The sequence below is a fragment of the Demequina soli genome, assembly GCF_000971195.1.
Lineage (GTDB): Bacteria > Actinomycetota > Actinomycetes > Actinomycetales > Demequinaceae > Demequina > Demequina soli.
The window spans coordinates 178,262-191,794 of record NZ_BBLZ01000001.1; the positions used below are offsets into that span (position 1 = coordinate 178,262).

Genomic DNA, 13,533 nt, shown 5'->3' on the forward strand with positions numbered 1-13,533 from the left:
TCGCGGGATCGTGGGCGCCGCGGGCACCACGGATAGGCGCCGCGCGAGGCGGCGCACGCGCAGGGCCGGGCGGCGGAGGGCGGCGGGTTCCGGCGCGCTCATGCGGGCTCCCCGGCGACGATGCGCGGCGCGTCCGTGGACGCGCGCACCACGAGGCGCACCGGCACCGAGACGCGCCGCGACTCTGGCTCGCGCCCCTCGACCGCGTCGAGGAGCCGCGCGACACCCTCGCGCGCGATCGCCTCGAAGTCCTGCGCGAGCGTGGTGAGCGGGGTGTGGAGGTAGGCGGACACCTCCGAGCCGTCCATGCCCACCACGCTCACATCCCCCGGCACCGTCAGGCCGCGCCCCTCGAGGGCGTGGATGAGGCCGATCGCCATGTCGTCGTTCGCGCACAGCACCGCGGTGAGGTCGGGCCGTGCCGCAAGCGCCATCCCGGCCTCGAACCCGGAGGCCGCGCTCCAGTCCCCGGTGACGGGCGCAGGCACGGCGCGCCCCGCCGCCTCGAGGGCCGTCCTCCAACCCTCGGCGCGCGCGTCGGAGGTCCGCCATCCGGCCGGGCCGGCCACGTGGTGCACGGTGCCGTGGCCCAGCGCGAGCAGGTGCGCGACCGCCTCGCGGCACGCGCCCACGTCGTCGGCGCCGACGCGGATCCAGTCCGCGCTGTCGCCCGGCCGGTCCTCGAAGACCACCACGGGCGTGCCCGGGGTCTCGTGGCCGATGGTCGCCGTGGACTGGGCGGGCTCGAGGATCACGATCCCGTCGACGCCGCGGTCCACCAGCGCGTCCATGGCCGCCGCGATCGCCTCGGGGCTGCCCGTCGGCGTGCGCGTGAGCGCGATCCCGTAGCCCGCGTCGCGGGCCGCGGCCTCGACACCCGCAAGGATGGCCGAGGGGCCGCGGAACGTGGTCGACATCGTCACCACGCCGAGCGTGCGCGTGCGGCTCGTCACGAGCGCGCGGGCGGCCGCGTTGGGCCGGTACCCGGCCTCCGCGATCGCGGCGTGGACCCGGGCGCGGACCTCGTCGCGCACGTTCGGCTCGTCGTTGACCACCCGCGACACGGTCTTGAGCGCCACCCCGGCGAGGCGTGCGACGTCCGCCATCGTGGCGCCCTTCGCGGCCCTGCGCTGGGCCGTCGACCGCTCTGTCATGACCCGAGCATCGCCCGGATTGACAGCGCTGTCAACTGGAGGCGCGGTGACGGGCGAGGAAAGGGCGCGCGGCTACCGCCCCACGCTCGCCCACACGGCGGCGACCGTCTCCCCCGACGCCACCCGCAGCTCGCGGCCCCCGAGCGGCGCGGCGAGCTCGAGGCGCGCCGTGCAGATCGGCTGCGACGCGTTGGTCGGCACGAACGCCGGGGCGCCGAGCCCCAGCAGGTCGAGCGTGACCGCATCGTCCGACTCGAGGGCGCGCACCCGGATCATCTGGTCGCACTGCCCGGGCGGCGCGAACGACACCACGAGCGCGGACCCGTCCGCGGTGTAGCCGTCGATGAACGCCTGGTCCGTGAGCGCGGCCACCCCGAGGCCTCCGAGGCCGAGCGCGATCGCCGCGAGCGCGAGGACGCGCGACACCGTCGCACCGCTGCCTACCAGGGGCGTTCCCATGCGCCCACCGTACGCCGCGACCCGCACGGCCGCGAGCGTCGGGTGAACATCCGCTGACCGCCCTTCCCGTGCGACCCCGCGCCCGCCTACCCTGCCCCCAAGGGCATCCCCCGCCCTCCCGCCGGAAAGGCGAGCGTCCATGACCGACGTCCGCGACCTCATCGACTTCGACACCCCGCACAACTACGCGGACCTGCTGACGCGCGCCGGCACCACCAGGGATGCCGCGCACTGCACGCTCTGCGGGCTCGACTCCGACCCGCTCCCGCCGGATCGCCTGTCGCTCATCAAGTACCGCCAGAGCGGCAGCGACAAGGGCGCGAGCCGCCTGTACTGCGCGCTCCACCTCGCCGCCTGGCGGGACGATGCGCGCGCCAGCAGGCGCCCCGGACGCCGCGGCGCGGAGCCCCCCGAGCATCAGATCTGCCCCACGTGCTTCATGCAGATGCCCCTCACCGGCGGCTGCCCCACCTGCGACTAGCGGCCATCTTTACCGAATGATGGGAATATCAAGGCGCAGGCATGGGTTCGGGACCTTGGACCCGAGCCGGAGCCGCGCGGGTCGATAGAGTCTTCTGAGCCCACGAAGACAATGACGTACGGAGCTGGGAACGCACCATGATCGACACCACCGAGCGCCCTCACCTGAGCCTCGACAACTACGCCGACCTCCTCGCCCTCGCGGGCATCGTCCGCGACTCCGCGCCCTGCTCCGCATGCGACCCCGGCGCGCCCGAGCTGCGCCCCGAGGCGCTATGGATCGGCCACGACGCCTCGGGCGAGGAGTTCAGCGCCGCGGTGCTGCTGTGCGTGCGCCACGCCGCCGAGTGGTCCGCCTCGGGCCACGTCGCCCTCGCGCACTGACGCCCTCCCGGAGCAAGACCCGAGGCAGATCACACCTACGGGACCAATGCCCCGCGAACACCCCCGGATCGCGGCGTTACCTTGGCAACGTCAGCAATGACATCGCCGCACACCTGGGAACCACTCATGACTGACACCGCCACCCGCCTCAGCCTCGACAACTACGCGGATCTGCTCGCCCTCGCGGGCGTGGTCCGCGCGACCGCGCACTGCAGCGCCTGCGGCGAGCAGTCCCACCCGGTTCGCACGGACGCCCTGTGGATCATCCACGACCGCACCGAGCCGAGCCTGTCCGCGCTGCGCCTGCTGTGCGCGCGCCACGCGTCCGAGTGGAGCCGCACCGGACACCTCGCGCCGGCCGCCCCCGGCGTGGCCTAGGGTCGGCCCGGCACGGCGACGCCGCGCATCGTCCCTACGGACGGCGCAGCCAGACGATGCCGCGGTAGCCCTCGGGACCCCAGCGCACCATCCGGTCCAGGTCGGCCGCGGCCACCGGCATGTCGTGGGTGTCGACCCACGTCTCGCCCGCCACGTCCTCGACCCACGGGTCCTCGAGCACGAACGCCCCGTCCCGCGCGGCGTGCGCCACGATCCAGTGCGCGCCCGTGACGCCGTGCATCGGCTCCTCGTCCACGAGCAGCAGCGCGACCCACCCCGCGTTCAGGCGGGTCTCGAGCTCCGCCATCGACACGCGGTCGCGCGCGATCGGCACGTCGAGCGCCGCCGCCCGCGCCGCGGAGTGCCCCTGGAGCTCCGCCCGGTAGTCGCGCTCGAACCCCTCATAGTCCTCGAGCAGCACCGGCCCGTCGTGGTCGAGCGCGACCTCGACCAGGGGGCCGCCGTCGCCGTCCCCGAGCTCCTCGCGCAGCCGCACGGCGAGCCCGACCGGCTCGCACGCCGGGTGGTTGGTCGCCTCGCGCCAGAACCCGATCTCACGGTCCCGATCCGCCCCGCCGTCCCCGGCGAAGCCGACGACCCCGCGGGCCTCGAGCGCCATGAGCCCCGCGACGGCGCCGCACGTGTAGAGCGTGGTCTGGGCGTAGTAGCCGAGCTCCTCGTGGGGGATCCCGCGCAGCCACAGCACGTGGCCCGCGAAGCGCTCGGTGCCCTTGGCGCCCCACGGGGCGCGCATCGGCGCGAATCCCCGCGCGATCGCGAACGGCGGCAGCGCGAGCCCGGGCGCGACCTCCCACTTCACCGCCGCGTCGCCGGCGGCGGCACGCTCCTCGAGCAGCCCGTCGACCAGGGCCTCCGCCGCGGCGAGGCCGGCCGCCGACGCCGCCCACCACAGGTCCACGATCTTGACCGCGGCCGTCGCGGGCCTGCCGCTGGTCAGCATCGCCGCAAGCGGCGCGCCCTTCCCGTCGCGCCGGACCGCGAGCGCGGGCCGGTACGCGGAGCGCGGCAGGTTCCAGCGCGCGGTCCTCTCCTCGCCCAGCACGTCGGCGAGCTCCGTGCCCCACGCCTCGAACACCTGCGGGGTGAAGCCCGCGGGGGGCGTCCCGAATCCCGACACGTCAGTCCTTCCCGTCCGCGGGCACGGCGTTCTCCCGCATCGCGGCCGCGACCAGCAGCCTCGTGTACTCGTGGGCGGGGTGCTCGAGCACCTCGTGGCACGGCCCGGTCTCGACCACGCGACCGTCCCACATGACGGTCACGGCGTCCGCGATCATCCGCACCACCGCGAGGTCGTGCGAGATGAACAGGATCGCGATGCCCAGCTCCTCACGCAGCCGCGCGAGCAGCGCGAGGATGTCCGCCTGCACCGACACGTCGAGCGCGGACACCGACTCGTCGCAGATGAGCAGACGCGGCTGCGGCGCGAGCGCCCGCGCGATGGCGACGCGCTGGCGCTGGCCGCCCGACAGCTCGGCGGGGCGCTTGCGCGCGAACTCCGCGGGCAGGCCGACCATCTCGAGCATCCCCGGCACCTCGGACGACGCACGCCCGGCGACCCCGAGCGCCTCCGCGAGGATCGCGCCGATGCTCATCATGGGGTTGAGCGACGAGTACGGGTCCTGGAACACGATCTGCATCTGGTCGGGCGTGCGCGAGCCGCGCCCGGGCGCGAGCGCCTCGCCCTCGAGGACGATGCTTCCCGCGTCCTCCCGCTCGAGGCCGGCGATGCAGCGGGCCAGGGTGGACTTGCCGGACCCCGACTCCCCGACGATGCCGACGATCGCGCCCGGCGCGATGCTGAGATCCACCGCGTCGAGCACCGTGCGCGCGCCGAACGCCTTGGTCACGTCCTCGCACGCGAGCAACGGGGCCCGGTCGCCGGAGGCGTCCTCCTCGGCGGACAGGCGCGCGCCCGAGCGGGCCGCGACCACCGGGTCGGCCTCGATGAGCGCGCGCGTGTAGGGGTGCGCGGGCGCGGCGAGCACGGCAGCCGTCGCCCCCCGCTCGACCACCCGGCCGTCGCGCATGACGAGCACGTCGTCGGTGCGGCCCCGGACCACCCCGAGGTCGTGCGAGATCAGGATGACGGACAGCCGCCGCTCCTCCTGGATGCGCCGCAGCAGGTCGAGGATCTCGGCCTGGTTGGACGCGTCGAGCGCCGTCGTCGGCTCGTCCGCGATGAGCAGCTGCGGATCCGAGGCGAGCGCCGCGGCGATCGCGACCCGCTGGCGCATGCCTCCCGAGAGCTCGTGCGGGAACGCGTCCGCGACGCGTGCCGGCAGGTTGACCTCGGCGAGGCGCTCCTCGACCGCGGCGCGACGCGCGCCGCGCGGGAGCCGTCGCCCCTGCGCGCCCTCGATCGTCCACGCGATCTGGTCGCCGCAGCGGTGCACCGGGGTGAGCGAGGTGAACGGATCTTGGAGGAGGAGCGAGACGGAACGGCCGCGCACCCGCCGCCACGCGGCATCGTCCCCCGCCGACCCGACGGGGATCGCCTGCCCCGCGACCGAGACGGTCCCGGTCGCCCGGAAGCCGCGCGGCAGCAGCCCGACGATCGACTTCGCGGTGAGGGTCTTGCCGGACCCGGACTCGCCGATGAGCGCGAGGGTGGCGCCGGGAGCGATCTCCGCGGAGATCGGCTCCACCATGGGCCCCGCCGGGCCGAGGACGGCCAGGTCGCCGAGGATGACGGTCATCGGGCCTCCTCCCCCACCTGGGACAGCCGTTGGCCGATCCAGTCGCCCACGAGGTTGACGCACACCGCGACCGCCACGATGAGCAGCGCGGGCACGAACACGGCGGCCGGGTTCTGGAACATGATGGCGCGCCCGTCGGTGAGCTGACGGCCCCAGTCCGCGGTGCCGGGCGCGACGCCGACACCGAGGAACGACAGCGACGAGAACGCGACGAGCGCGAACGCGACGTTGAGCATCATGTTGGTGACCACGAGCGACGTGACGTTGGGCAGGATGTGCCGGAACATCACGCGCCAGCGCGACAGGGACAGCATCTGGGCCGCCTCGATGTAGGGCCGGGCCGACTGCTCGAGCACGCCCGCGCGGACGATGCGGATGTCGGACGGCGAGAACAGCACGATGAGCAGCGCGACCGTGACCCAGTAGCCGCCGCCCATCACGCCCGACACGACGATCGCGGCGAGCAGCACCGGCACGGCGAGCAGCAGGTCGGTCCACCGGGAGATGAGGGTGTCGAGCCAACCGCGCTCGTAGCCGGCGAGGGTGCCGAGGATCACGCCCAGCATCATCGAGCCGACGGCCACGATCACGGGCCCCACCAGGGCCGATGCGGTGCCCGCGACGGCCATCTGGAGGATGTCGCGGCCCAGCTCGTCGGTGCCGAGGGGATGCCCGTCGGAGCCCGGCGGAAGCGTCGCGGCGAGGATGTCCTGGTGCATCGCGTCGGAGAAGATCAGCCTCCCGAGCACGGCGGCGAGCATGGCGAGCGCGAGCACGCCCATCGCGACGCCGACCCCGATGGGAAGGCGGCGCCGACGACGACGCACGGGCAGGACGCCGATCACGCGGATGTCGCTCATGCGGCGGCTCCCATCTGTCGGCGCACGCGCGGGTCGAGCAGGATGTAGGCGAGGTCCGCGACCAGCGCGATCGCGGCGATCACCACGGCGACCAGCAGCGTGAGCGACTGCACCACGGCGATGTCCTTGAACAGCACCGAGTCCTGGAGCAGGGTGCCCAGCCCCGGCAGCGCATACGTGGTCTCGGCGAGCACCGTGCCGCCCACGAGGAACGTCAGCACCAGCGACGCACCCGTGACGATCGGGATGGCGGCGTTGCGCAGCGCGAGCCGGCGCACGAGCCCCTCGCCGAGCCCGCGCGAGCGGGCGAACGTCACGTAGTCGGACTCGAGCTCGCGCAGCATCGCCGTGCGCGTGAGCTTGACGATGATCGCGCCGAGCCCGAGGGCGAGCGTGACCGCGGGCAGCACGAGGTGGCGCAGCGTGTCGACGCCGCCGTCGCCGCCGCCGTAGACCGGGAGGATCGGCAGGTAGTACGCGAACACGTAGAGCAGCAGGAGGCCCACCGCGAACGTGGGCGCGCTCAGCCCGAGGATCGACAGCGCGTTGCCGGTGCGGTCGATCCAGCCGCCCGCCTTGACGGCGGAGCGCACGCCGAGCGGGACCGCCACGGCGACCGACACGACGAAGGCGAGCAGGCACAGCGCGGCGGTGATGCCCACGCGGTCCCCGATCGCGTCCGCGACCGGCTGCTGGAGGCGGATCGACGTGCCGAGGTCCCCGGTGAGGAACCCCCGGAGCCACGACAGGTACTGGACGACGACGGGGTCGTCGAGCCGGTACTGCGCGCGCACGGCGGCGACCACGTCCGGGTTGGCGGGGCGGTTGCCCAGGAGGTTCTTCACGATGTCGCCCGGGGCGAGGTACATCATCGCGAAGACGACGATCGAGAGCACGAACAGCACCCCGAGCACGCCGAGCACGCGCACCGCGACCATGCGGCCGAGCGGCCGCAGGCGCGATGCGCGTGCCCGGTTGTCAGCGATCGACAAGGTCAGCCCGCCCGGTAGAGCTGCGCCGGCCACGTCGACACGAACGTGTACGCGCTGTACGCGTCGAGGCCCAGGTCGTTCGCGAACGCGGTCGCGGACTGACCCCACCACAGCGGCACGTTGATGACGTCCTCGGCCTGCAGCGTCTCGGCCTCGACCAACAGGTCGATGCGGGCCGCCTGGTCCTTCTCGGCGCCGATCTGCGTGAGGAGGTCGAGGACCTCCTGGTTGTCGTACTGCGCGGGGTTGTCGGCGCCGATGAGGTACGAGGGGATCTCGGCCGGGTCGCCCAGCGTCGAGAAGTACCACATGTAGTTGATGCCGTACTCGGAGGACGGGTCGAGGCTCGCGAGCCACTCCTCGATCGGCACCTCGCGCACGTTGAGCGTGATGCCGATCTCGGCGAGGTCCTGCGCGAGGGCCTGCGCCGCGGTGCCCAGCTGGGGGCCGGTGTTGGGCGTCAGCAGCTCGGCCTCGAAGCCGTCCGGCACGGACGACGCGGCGAGCGCGGCCTTCGCGGCCTCGAGGTCGTAGTCCCACTGCGGGATGCCGGCGAGCATCTCGCGGGCCTCGTCGGGGCTGTAGACCGAGCCGAGCGACTCGGGCGTCATGATCGCGGTCGCGGCCTCGCCGTGGCCCTTGAGGATCGTCGACACGTAGGCGTCACGGTTGACGGCGTGCGCGATGGCCTCGCGCACCTTCGCGTCGTCGAACGGCGCGACGCCGGTGTTGAAGTACAGGCCGACGTAGGAGAGGTCGTTCACGTACTCGACGCGCATGCTGTCGAGCGACTCCCACTGCTCCGCCTGGGAGAACGGCACGTTGAACGCGACGTCGACGTCGCCGGACTGCGCGGCCAGCAGGCGCGTGGACTCGTCCGAGACGAAGTCCATGCGGATCTCCTTGACCTTGGGCAGGTCGCCCCACCACGTGTCGACCCGCTCGAAGGTCACGTGCGAGTCCGGCACGAACTCCGTGACCTTGTACGGCCCCGTGCCGAGCAGCAGCGAGTCGGAGGTGCCGACGTCGCCGTCGTGGGCCTCCCAGAACGCCTTGGAGGTGATGAACGCGGCGCCCGCGGTGCTCATGTTGCCCGCGAACGCGGCGTCGGGCTGGGTCAGCGTGATGGTGACCTCGTTCTCCCCGGTCGCCTCCACGGAGTCGATGTTCGTCATGTAGTACGCGAGGCCCGGCGAGGCCGTCTCGTCGCGCGCCTGGTCGAGCGAGAACACCACGTCCTCGGCGGTCACCGGCGTGCCGTCCTGGAACTCGGCGTCGTCGCGCAGCTCGTAGACGTAGGTGACGTCGTCGGTCTGCTCCCAGCTCGCCGCGAGCGCCGGCTGCAGCGCGCCGGTCGAGTCGACCGACACGAGTCCCTCCTGCGCCACGGACGCGACGTAGTAGTTGAGGATGCCGGACTCGGCCCCCACGTAGAGGCTCGACAGCGAGCCGGGCAGGGCGACGGTGATCGAGTCGATCTCCTGGCCGGTGTCCGCGCCGACCACGGCGCTCGCGCGGGGCGTGGGTTCCTCGTCGGACGATGCGGTGCAGCCGGCGAGCGCCAACGCGCCCGCCACGGTGACCGCCGCCGTGCGGGCGACGGTGCCGGACGTGAGTGCCATGGGGTTCTCCTCTGTAGGGGCCGGGTCATGCTGGAGCGGGGTGGTGACGACGCCGCCCAGGGGCGCGAAACGCGCCCGATGGACGGTGCTGCGACGGCGGGAGTCGAGGATGGCCTCGACGCCGACGGGTGAGGGCTGATGCGCGGCCAGGACGCGCAGCGCGGCGGCGACGCCGGGGATCTGCGCGGCCTCGGCGAGCGTGGCAGCGGTCGTGCGGCGCCGCAGCGCGGGAGCGAGGCCGAGCGCGCGCAGCGACGCGGGCAGCGAGAGCCCCTCGAGCGCGGACTCGATGACGAACGCGGCGCCGCGACCATGTGAGGCGAGCGCGACGGCGGTCTCGGGGCGGCTCACCGCCGTGTCCCCGGAGCCCTCGACCCTCCCGATCCGGGCGGCGACCGCCGCGGAGCACGTGCCCTGGCCGGTGATCCACGGCTCGTCGACGAGCGCCGTCGGGTCGACGCGCCCGTCCGCGCCCGCGACGTCCGCTGCCGTCAGCGCGATGACCTCCTCCGCGAACAGGAACGAGGTGCGCAGCCCCGCCCCACGGGCACGGTCGCGCCCCTCGAACGGCGTGGCTGTCACGGCGATGTCTGCTCGCCCGGCGCGCACCATGTCGAGCGCCTCCTCGGCGTCGGTGGCCTCGAGGATCGCGATGTCGAGATGCGGCTGGAGCTGCGCGAGCCTGGCGGCGGCGGGCGCGAGCACCGCGCCCACCTGCTCGGGTGGGGCCACGAGCCGCACGAGCCCGGCACGGCGCCCGAGCGCGCGGGCGAGCTCCGTCGCCGCCGCCGTGAGGCTCGCGTCGATGCGCGGCGCGTGGCGCGCGAGCAGCGCGCCCACCGGCGTGAGGCGGGCCGCACGCGCGGTCCGCGCGACGAGCGGCGCCCCGAGGCGCTCCTCGAGCCGCTGCACGTGCTGGGTGATGGTCGGCTGGCTGAAGCCGAGCGAGCGGGCCGCCGCGGAGATCGAGCCGTGCTCGTCGATGGCGACCAGGATGCGCAGCGAATGCAGGTCGATGACCCTCGTGAGGGACTCGATCTCGGGGCCGATCGCGCCTTCCATAGGGGGACGCTATCTATCTTTCGACTTCCATGGGTTACAGCGATGTTTCATTTTCCGAGACTCACGACCTGCCACCATGGGTCGCGTGACCCTTCCCGCCTCGCACGACGCCTGGCTCGCCGCGCGCGACGCCGCCGCCTTCGCGCCGCACGGGCTGGCCGCGCTCGCGCGCACGGCGTGGCTCTCCGACACCCCGATGGAGGTGCCGGGCACCCCCGGCGCTTGGCACCTCGATGCGGGGGTCGCGACCAACGGCGACCTCCGGCTCGCCCCCGGCGACGAGGCCCCACACGGCGAGGTGCTCCTGCGCGCATTCGCCCGCGACGGCGCGGTCGCCCTGCGCGTGCTCGACCCCGAGCGCCCGGCGCGCGAGGGACTCGCGGCGATCGAGCGCTGGCCCGTCGACCCCGACCTCGTCCGGCCCGGCCGCCTCGACCCGATGCCCTCCGCCACGACCCCCACCGTCGCGATCGACGGCCACCGAGGGTCCACCCGCTACGACGGCGCGGTCGCCTTCGAGGTCGACGGCACCGCCCTCACGCTGCTGGTCCACCGCGAGGGCGACCAGCTGTTCGCGGCATTCGCCGATGCGACCGCGGCCGACGAGTCCTACGCGTTCCGCATGATCCGCCTGGCGGCGCCCGGGCCCGACGGCGTCGTCATCGTCGACCTCAACCGGGCCTACCTGCCTCCCAGCCGCTTCTCGCCGCACTTCGTGTGCGTGACGCCGCCCGCGACCAACCGCTGGGCCGTGCCGGTGCGCGGCGGCGAGCGACGCATCGTCCCGCGCGACGCGCGTCAGAACAGCGGCGCCGCGGTCCCCGCCTCGACCTCGGGCACGCCCGCGGCGCGCACGGGACCCACCTTGTCGAGGTAGCAGCGCCCGCACAGCGACTCGTAGTCGGCCTGCTGGCCGTCGATGGCGACCTGCTCGCCGTGGCTGACGAATACGCCCCCGATGACGCGGCCGTTGAAGATCGCCTTCGACCCGCAGCGGCAGATGGTCTTGAGCTCCTCGATCGCGTGCGCGATCTCGAGCAGCCGCAGCGACCCCGGGAACGAGTGCGTCATGAAGTCCCCGCGCAGCCCGTAGCAGAGCACCGGCACGCCGTGGCGGACCGCGACGACGAACGCCTCGTCGACCTGCGCGGGTGTGAGGAACTGGGCCTCGTCGACGAACACCGCGTCGATCTGGTCGATCGGACGATGCGCGACGAGCGCCTCGTACAGCGACGCCTCCGCGTCGAGCAGCACGTCGACCGCGCGCTCGACGCCGAGCCGCGACGACACCGAGGTGCCGGCCTTCGTGTCGACGCCCGGCTTGACGATGACGGGATGCTGGTCCCGCTCCTCGTAGTTGTAGGCCGCGGTGAGCAGCAGCGCCGACTTGGACGAGTTCATCGCCCCGTAGCGGAAGTACAGTTTCGCCACCGCGGCCCCTTTCCCCGGCGGACGCCCACGCCCGCTCGTGCGGAACACGATACTGGCGCACGGCCTCCGCACGGGACGATGCGACAGTTCGTCTGGATGTCACCCGGAGGTCGGACGCCGTTCACCTGGGGATGGTGGAGTGGCGCCCCGCAACCGTGCCATGCTCATAGGACTCACCACGAGCAGTCGGCAACGGTGCCGACGACCAGAAGGAGCCCGCATGTCGCTCACCCGGACCGAGGTCGCCCGTACCGGGCGCGAGCTCGCCGCGAATCTCGAGCGGTCAGGCATCACCCGCGAGCAGGCGGCCGACGACCTCGGCTTCAGCGCGCGACGCCTCACCGAGACCCTCCGCGTCGGACCCGCGTCCGACCCCGCCGACGTCTGGCTGCTGCGCGACTACCTCGACCGCGCCATCCGCGAGCGCGGCGACATCCCGCAGGCCTGGACGGTCCTCACCGACGAGGCGCGCCTGCGCGCCGCCCGCTGGTTCGCCCTTCGCACCGCGCCCACCGCGCACCGCCACGCCTCTTGAGCGGATCGGGGCCTAACCTGGCCCCATGTCCGCCACCCCGGCATCCGGCGCATCGTCCTCGCCCGTCGCGAGCAGCACCCAGGTCACGGTGCTGTGGATCGCGATCCTGGGCAGCTTCGTCGCGTTCCTGGACGGCAGCATCGTCACCGTCGCGCTGCCGGCGATCGCCCGCGACCTCGGCGGCGGCATCGCGCTGCAGCAGTGGGTGACGGACGCGTACCTCATCACGCTGGGCTCGCTCATCCTGGTGGCCGGCAGCCTGTCCGACCTGTACGGGCGCCTGCGCGTCCTCACGATCGGGCTGATCGGCTTCGGCGCCATGTCGCTCGTGATCGCGCTCGCACCGACGGGCGGCGTGCTCATCGGCGCGCGCCTGCTCCAGGGCGTCGCCGGCGCGCTGCTGGTCCCGTCGAGCCTCGCGCTCATCATGTCGACGTTCCGCGGGCCGGCCCAGGCGAAGGCCATCGGCACGTGGACGGGCGCGACGACGGTCGCGTTCGTGGTGGGCCCGCTGCTCGGCGGCGTGCTGACCGACTACGCGTCGTGGCGGTGGGCGTTCGGCATCAACGTCGTCCCGATCGCGGTGACCCTCGTGCTCCTGGCCCGGGTCAAGGCGGCGGGCACGCGCGACGTGCGGCGCGAGGGCGCGCGGGTCGACTACGCGAGCGCGGTGCTGTGCGCCGTCGGGCTCGGCGGCGTCGTCTACGCGCTCGTCGAGCAGCCGCGGCTCGGGTGGTCCGAGCCGGCGGTCGCGATCGGCGCGATCGTCGGGGTGCTGGCGCTCGTCGGGTTCTTCTGGCGGCAGGCCCGCGCCGCCGACCCGATGCTGCCCCTGTCGCTGTTCACGGCGCGCAACTTCGCGTGGGGCAACCTCACCACGTGGTTCGCGTACGGCGGGCTGGCGCTCAACGGCTTCATCGTGAGCGTGTACCTCCAGCAGGGCGCGGGGCTGAGCGCGACCGCGGCGGGCTTCGCGGGGCTGCCCATCACCGCGCTCGTGATCCTCGGCAGCACGCGCACGGGCGCCTGGGGCGCGCGCTTCGGACCGCGGATCTTCATGACGGTGGGGCCGTTGACGATGGGCGTGGGCTCCTTCATGCTCCTCGCCGTGTCCGAGGACTTCACCTACTGGACTCAGGCGCTGCCGGGCATCGTGGTGTTCGGGATCGGGCTCACCCTCATGGTGCCGCCGCTGACCTCGGCGATCCTGGGCGCGATCGAGGTCGCCCGGTCGGGCATCGCGAGCGCCGTCAACAACGCCGTCGCGCGCATCGCGGGCCTCGTGGCGGTGGCGCTCATCGGCACGATCGCGGGCGGCCGGCTCGACCTCGCCGGGTTCCACCGCGCGACCGTGGTCACGGGCGTCTTCATGATGCTCGCGGGCGTCGTCTCGTGGCTGGGCATCAGGAACGATGCGGTGGCCGAGGAGCCCGCGGACGCGCCGTCCTAGCGGTCGCCG

At 73.5% G+C, this 13,533-nt stretch carries 14 protein-coding genes; 6 read left to right on the forward strand and 8 right to left on the reverse strand.

Annotated elements, in window-relative coordinates; all coding sequences use genetic code 11:
• Window positions 1-98: 98 nt before the first annotated feature.
• Both AOM04_RS00830 and AOM04_RS00835 read right to left on the reverse strand, forming a co-directional pair.
• Window positions 99-1,154, reverse strand: coding sequence for a LacI family DNA-binding transcriptional regulator (locus tag AOM04_RS00830; protein ID WP_062460898.1), 1,056 nt, complete (start codon window positions 1,152-1,154; stop codon window positions 99-101).
• Between the two features lie 72 nt (window positions 1,155-1,226).
• Complete coding sequence (locus tag AOM04_RS00835; protein WP_062460901.1) at window positions 1,227-1,613, reverse strand: hypothetical protein; 387 nt, start codon at window positions 1,611-1,613, stop codon at window positions 1,227-1,229.
• A gap of 139 nt (window positions 1,614-1,752) precedes the next feature.
• Between AOM04_RS00835 and AOM04_RS00840 the strand changes: the two genes are divergently transcribed.
• The 3 genes from AOM04_RS00840 (at window position 1,753) to AOM04_RS00850 (ending at window position 2,855) form a co-directional block, all read left to right on the forward strand.
• Window positions 1,753-2,094, forward strand: coding sequence for a hypothetical protein (locus AOM04_RS00840; RefSeq protein ID WP_062460904.1), 342 nt, complete (start codon window positions 1,753-1,755; stop codon window positions 2,092-2,094).
• Between the two features lie 137 nt (window positions 2,095-2,231).
• Window positions 2,232-2,477, forward strand: coding sequence for a hypothetical protein (locus tag AOM04_RS00845; RefSeq protein ID WP_062460907.1), 246 nt, complete (start codon window positions 2,232-2,234; stop codon window positions 2,475-2,477).
• Between the two features lie 126 nt (window positions 2,478-2,603).
• Complete coding sequence (locus AOM04_RS00850; protein WP_062460910.1) at window positions 2,604-2,855, forward strand: hypothetical protein; 252 nt, start codon at window positions 2,604-2,606, stop codon at window positions 2,853-2,855.
• Window positions 2,856-2,889: 34 nt separating this feature from the next.
• On the opposite strand, the gene AOM04_RS00855 is transcribed toward AOM04_RS00850, so the two are convergent.
• The 5 genes from AOM04_RS00855 to AOM04_RS00875 are packed head-to-tail and all read right to left on the reverse strand — an operon-like array spanning window position 2,890 to window position 10,108.
• Complete coding sequence (locus AOM04_RS00855) at window positions 2,890-3,993, reverse strand: peptidase C39 family protein (RefSeq protein ID WP_062460913.1); 1,104 nt, start codon at window positions 3,991-3,993, stop codon at window positions 2,890-2,892.
• 1 nt (window position 3,994) lies between these two features.
• Window positions 3,995-5,572 carry an ATP-binding cassette domain-containing protein gene (locus tag AOM04_RS00860; RefSeq protein ID WP_062460915.1) on the reverse strand — a complete coding sequence of 526 codons (1,578 nt, stop codon included), beginning with the start codon at window positions 5,570-5,572 and terminating at the stop codon, window positions 3,995-3,997.
• A complete protein-coding gene (locus AOM04_RS00865; protein WP_062460917.1) occupies window positions 5,569-6,432 on the reverse strand; it encodes an ABC transporter permease in 864 nt (287 codons plus the stop codon). The genes AOM04_RS00860 and AOM04_RS00865 overlap by 4 nt, the downstream gene beginning before the upstream one ends.
• Entirely contained in the window at window positions 6,429-7,424 is a 996-nt protein-coding gene (locus AOM04_RS00870; RefSeq protein WP_228373571.1) for an ABC transporter permease, read from the reverse strand. The genes AOM04_RS00865 and AOM04_RS00870 overlap by 4 nt, the downstream gene beginning before the upstream one ends.
• Window positions 7,425-7,426: 2 nt before the next feature.
• A complete protein-coding gene (locus AOM04_RS00875; RefSeq protein WP_062460920.1) occupies window positions 7,427-10,108 on the reverse strand; it encodes an ABC transporter substrate-binding protein in 2,682 nt (893 codons plus the stop codon).
• Window positions 10,109-10,193: 85 nt separating this feature from the next.
• On the opposite strand from AOM04_RS00875, the gene AOM04_RS00880 reads away from it, so the two are divergent.
• Window positions 10,194-10,985 (forward strand): DUF1684 domain-containing protein, encoded by a 792-nt coding sequence (locus tag AOM04_RS00880; RefSeq protein WP_062460923.1) that lies wholly within the window; start codon window positions 10,194-10,196, stop codon window positions 10,983-10,985.
• On the opposite strand, the gene AOM04_RS00885 is transcribed toward AOM04_RS00880, so the two are convergent.
• Window positions 10,907-11,539 (reverse strand): thymidine kinase, encoded by a 633-nt coding sequence (locus AOM04_RS00885; RefSeq protein ID WP_062460926.1) that lies wholly within the window; start codon window positions 11,537-11,539, stop codon window positions 10,907-10,909. The two genes, AOM04_RS00880 and AOM04_RS00885, sit on opposite strands and share 79 nt — an antisense overlap.
• A gap of 220 nt (window positions 11,540-11,759) precedes the next feature.
• On the opposite strand from AOM04_RS00885, the gene AOM04_RS00890 reads away from it, so the two are divergent.
• Window positions 11,760-12,074 carry a DUF2316 family protein gene (locus AOM04_RS00890; protein ID WP_062460928.1) on the forward strand — a complete coding sequence of 105 codons (315 nt, stop codon included), beginning with the start codon at window positions 11,760-11,762 and terminating at the stop codon, window positions 12,072-12,074.
• 25 nt (window positions 12,075-12,099) lie between these two features.
• Complete coding sequence (locus AOM04_RS00895) at window positions 12,100-13,524, forward strand: MFS transporter (protein WP_082104252.1); 1,425 nt, start codon at window positions 12,100-12,102, stop codon at window positions 13,522-13,524.
• Window positions 13,525-13,533 lie beyond the last annotated feature (9 nt).

Bases quoted from the DNA above. Each gene is read 5' to 3' on its own strand.
- AOM04_RS00860 (WP_062460915.1), bottom strand. From the start codon at position 5,572: ATGACCGTCATCCTCGGCGACCTGGCCGTCCTCGGCCCGGCGGGGCCC.
- AOM04_RS00865 (WP_062460917.1), bottom strand. From the start codon at position 6,432: ATGAGCGACATCCGCGTGATCGGCGTCCTGCCCGTGCGTCGTCGTCGG.
- AOM04_RS00840 (WP_062460904.1), top strand. From the start codon at position 1,753: ATGACCGACGTCCGCGACCTCATCGACTTCGACACCCCGCACAACTAC.
- AOM04_RS00845 (WP_062460907.1), top strand. From the start codon at position 2,232: ATGATCGACACCACCGAGCGCCCTCACCTGAGCCTCGACAACTACGCC.
- AOM04_RS00890 (WP_062460928.1), top strand. From the start codon at position 11,760: ATGTCGCTCACCCGGACCGAGGTCGCCCGTACCGGGCGCGAGCTCGCC.
- AOM04_RS00835 (WP_062460901.1), bottom strand. From the start codon at position 1,613: ATGGGAACGCCCCTGGTAGGCAGCGGTGCGACGGTGTCGCGCGTCCTC.
- AOM04_RS00830 (WP_062460898.1), bottom strand. From the start codon at position 1,154: ATGACAGAGCGGTCGACGGCCCAGCGCAGGGCCGCGAAGGGCGCCACG.
- AOM04_RS00895 (WP_082104252.1), top strand. From the start codon at position 12,100: ATGTCCGCCACCCCGGCATCCGGCGCATCGTCCTCGCCCGTCGCGAGC.
- AOM04_RS00875 (WP_062460920.1), bottom strand. From the start codon at position 10,108: ATGGAAGGCGCGATCGGCCCCGAGATCGAGTCCCTCACGAGGGTCATC.
- AOM04_RS00850 (WP_062460910.1), top strand. From the start codon at position 2,604: ATGACTGACACCGCCACCCGCCTCAGCCTCGACAACTACGCGGATCTG.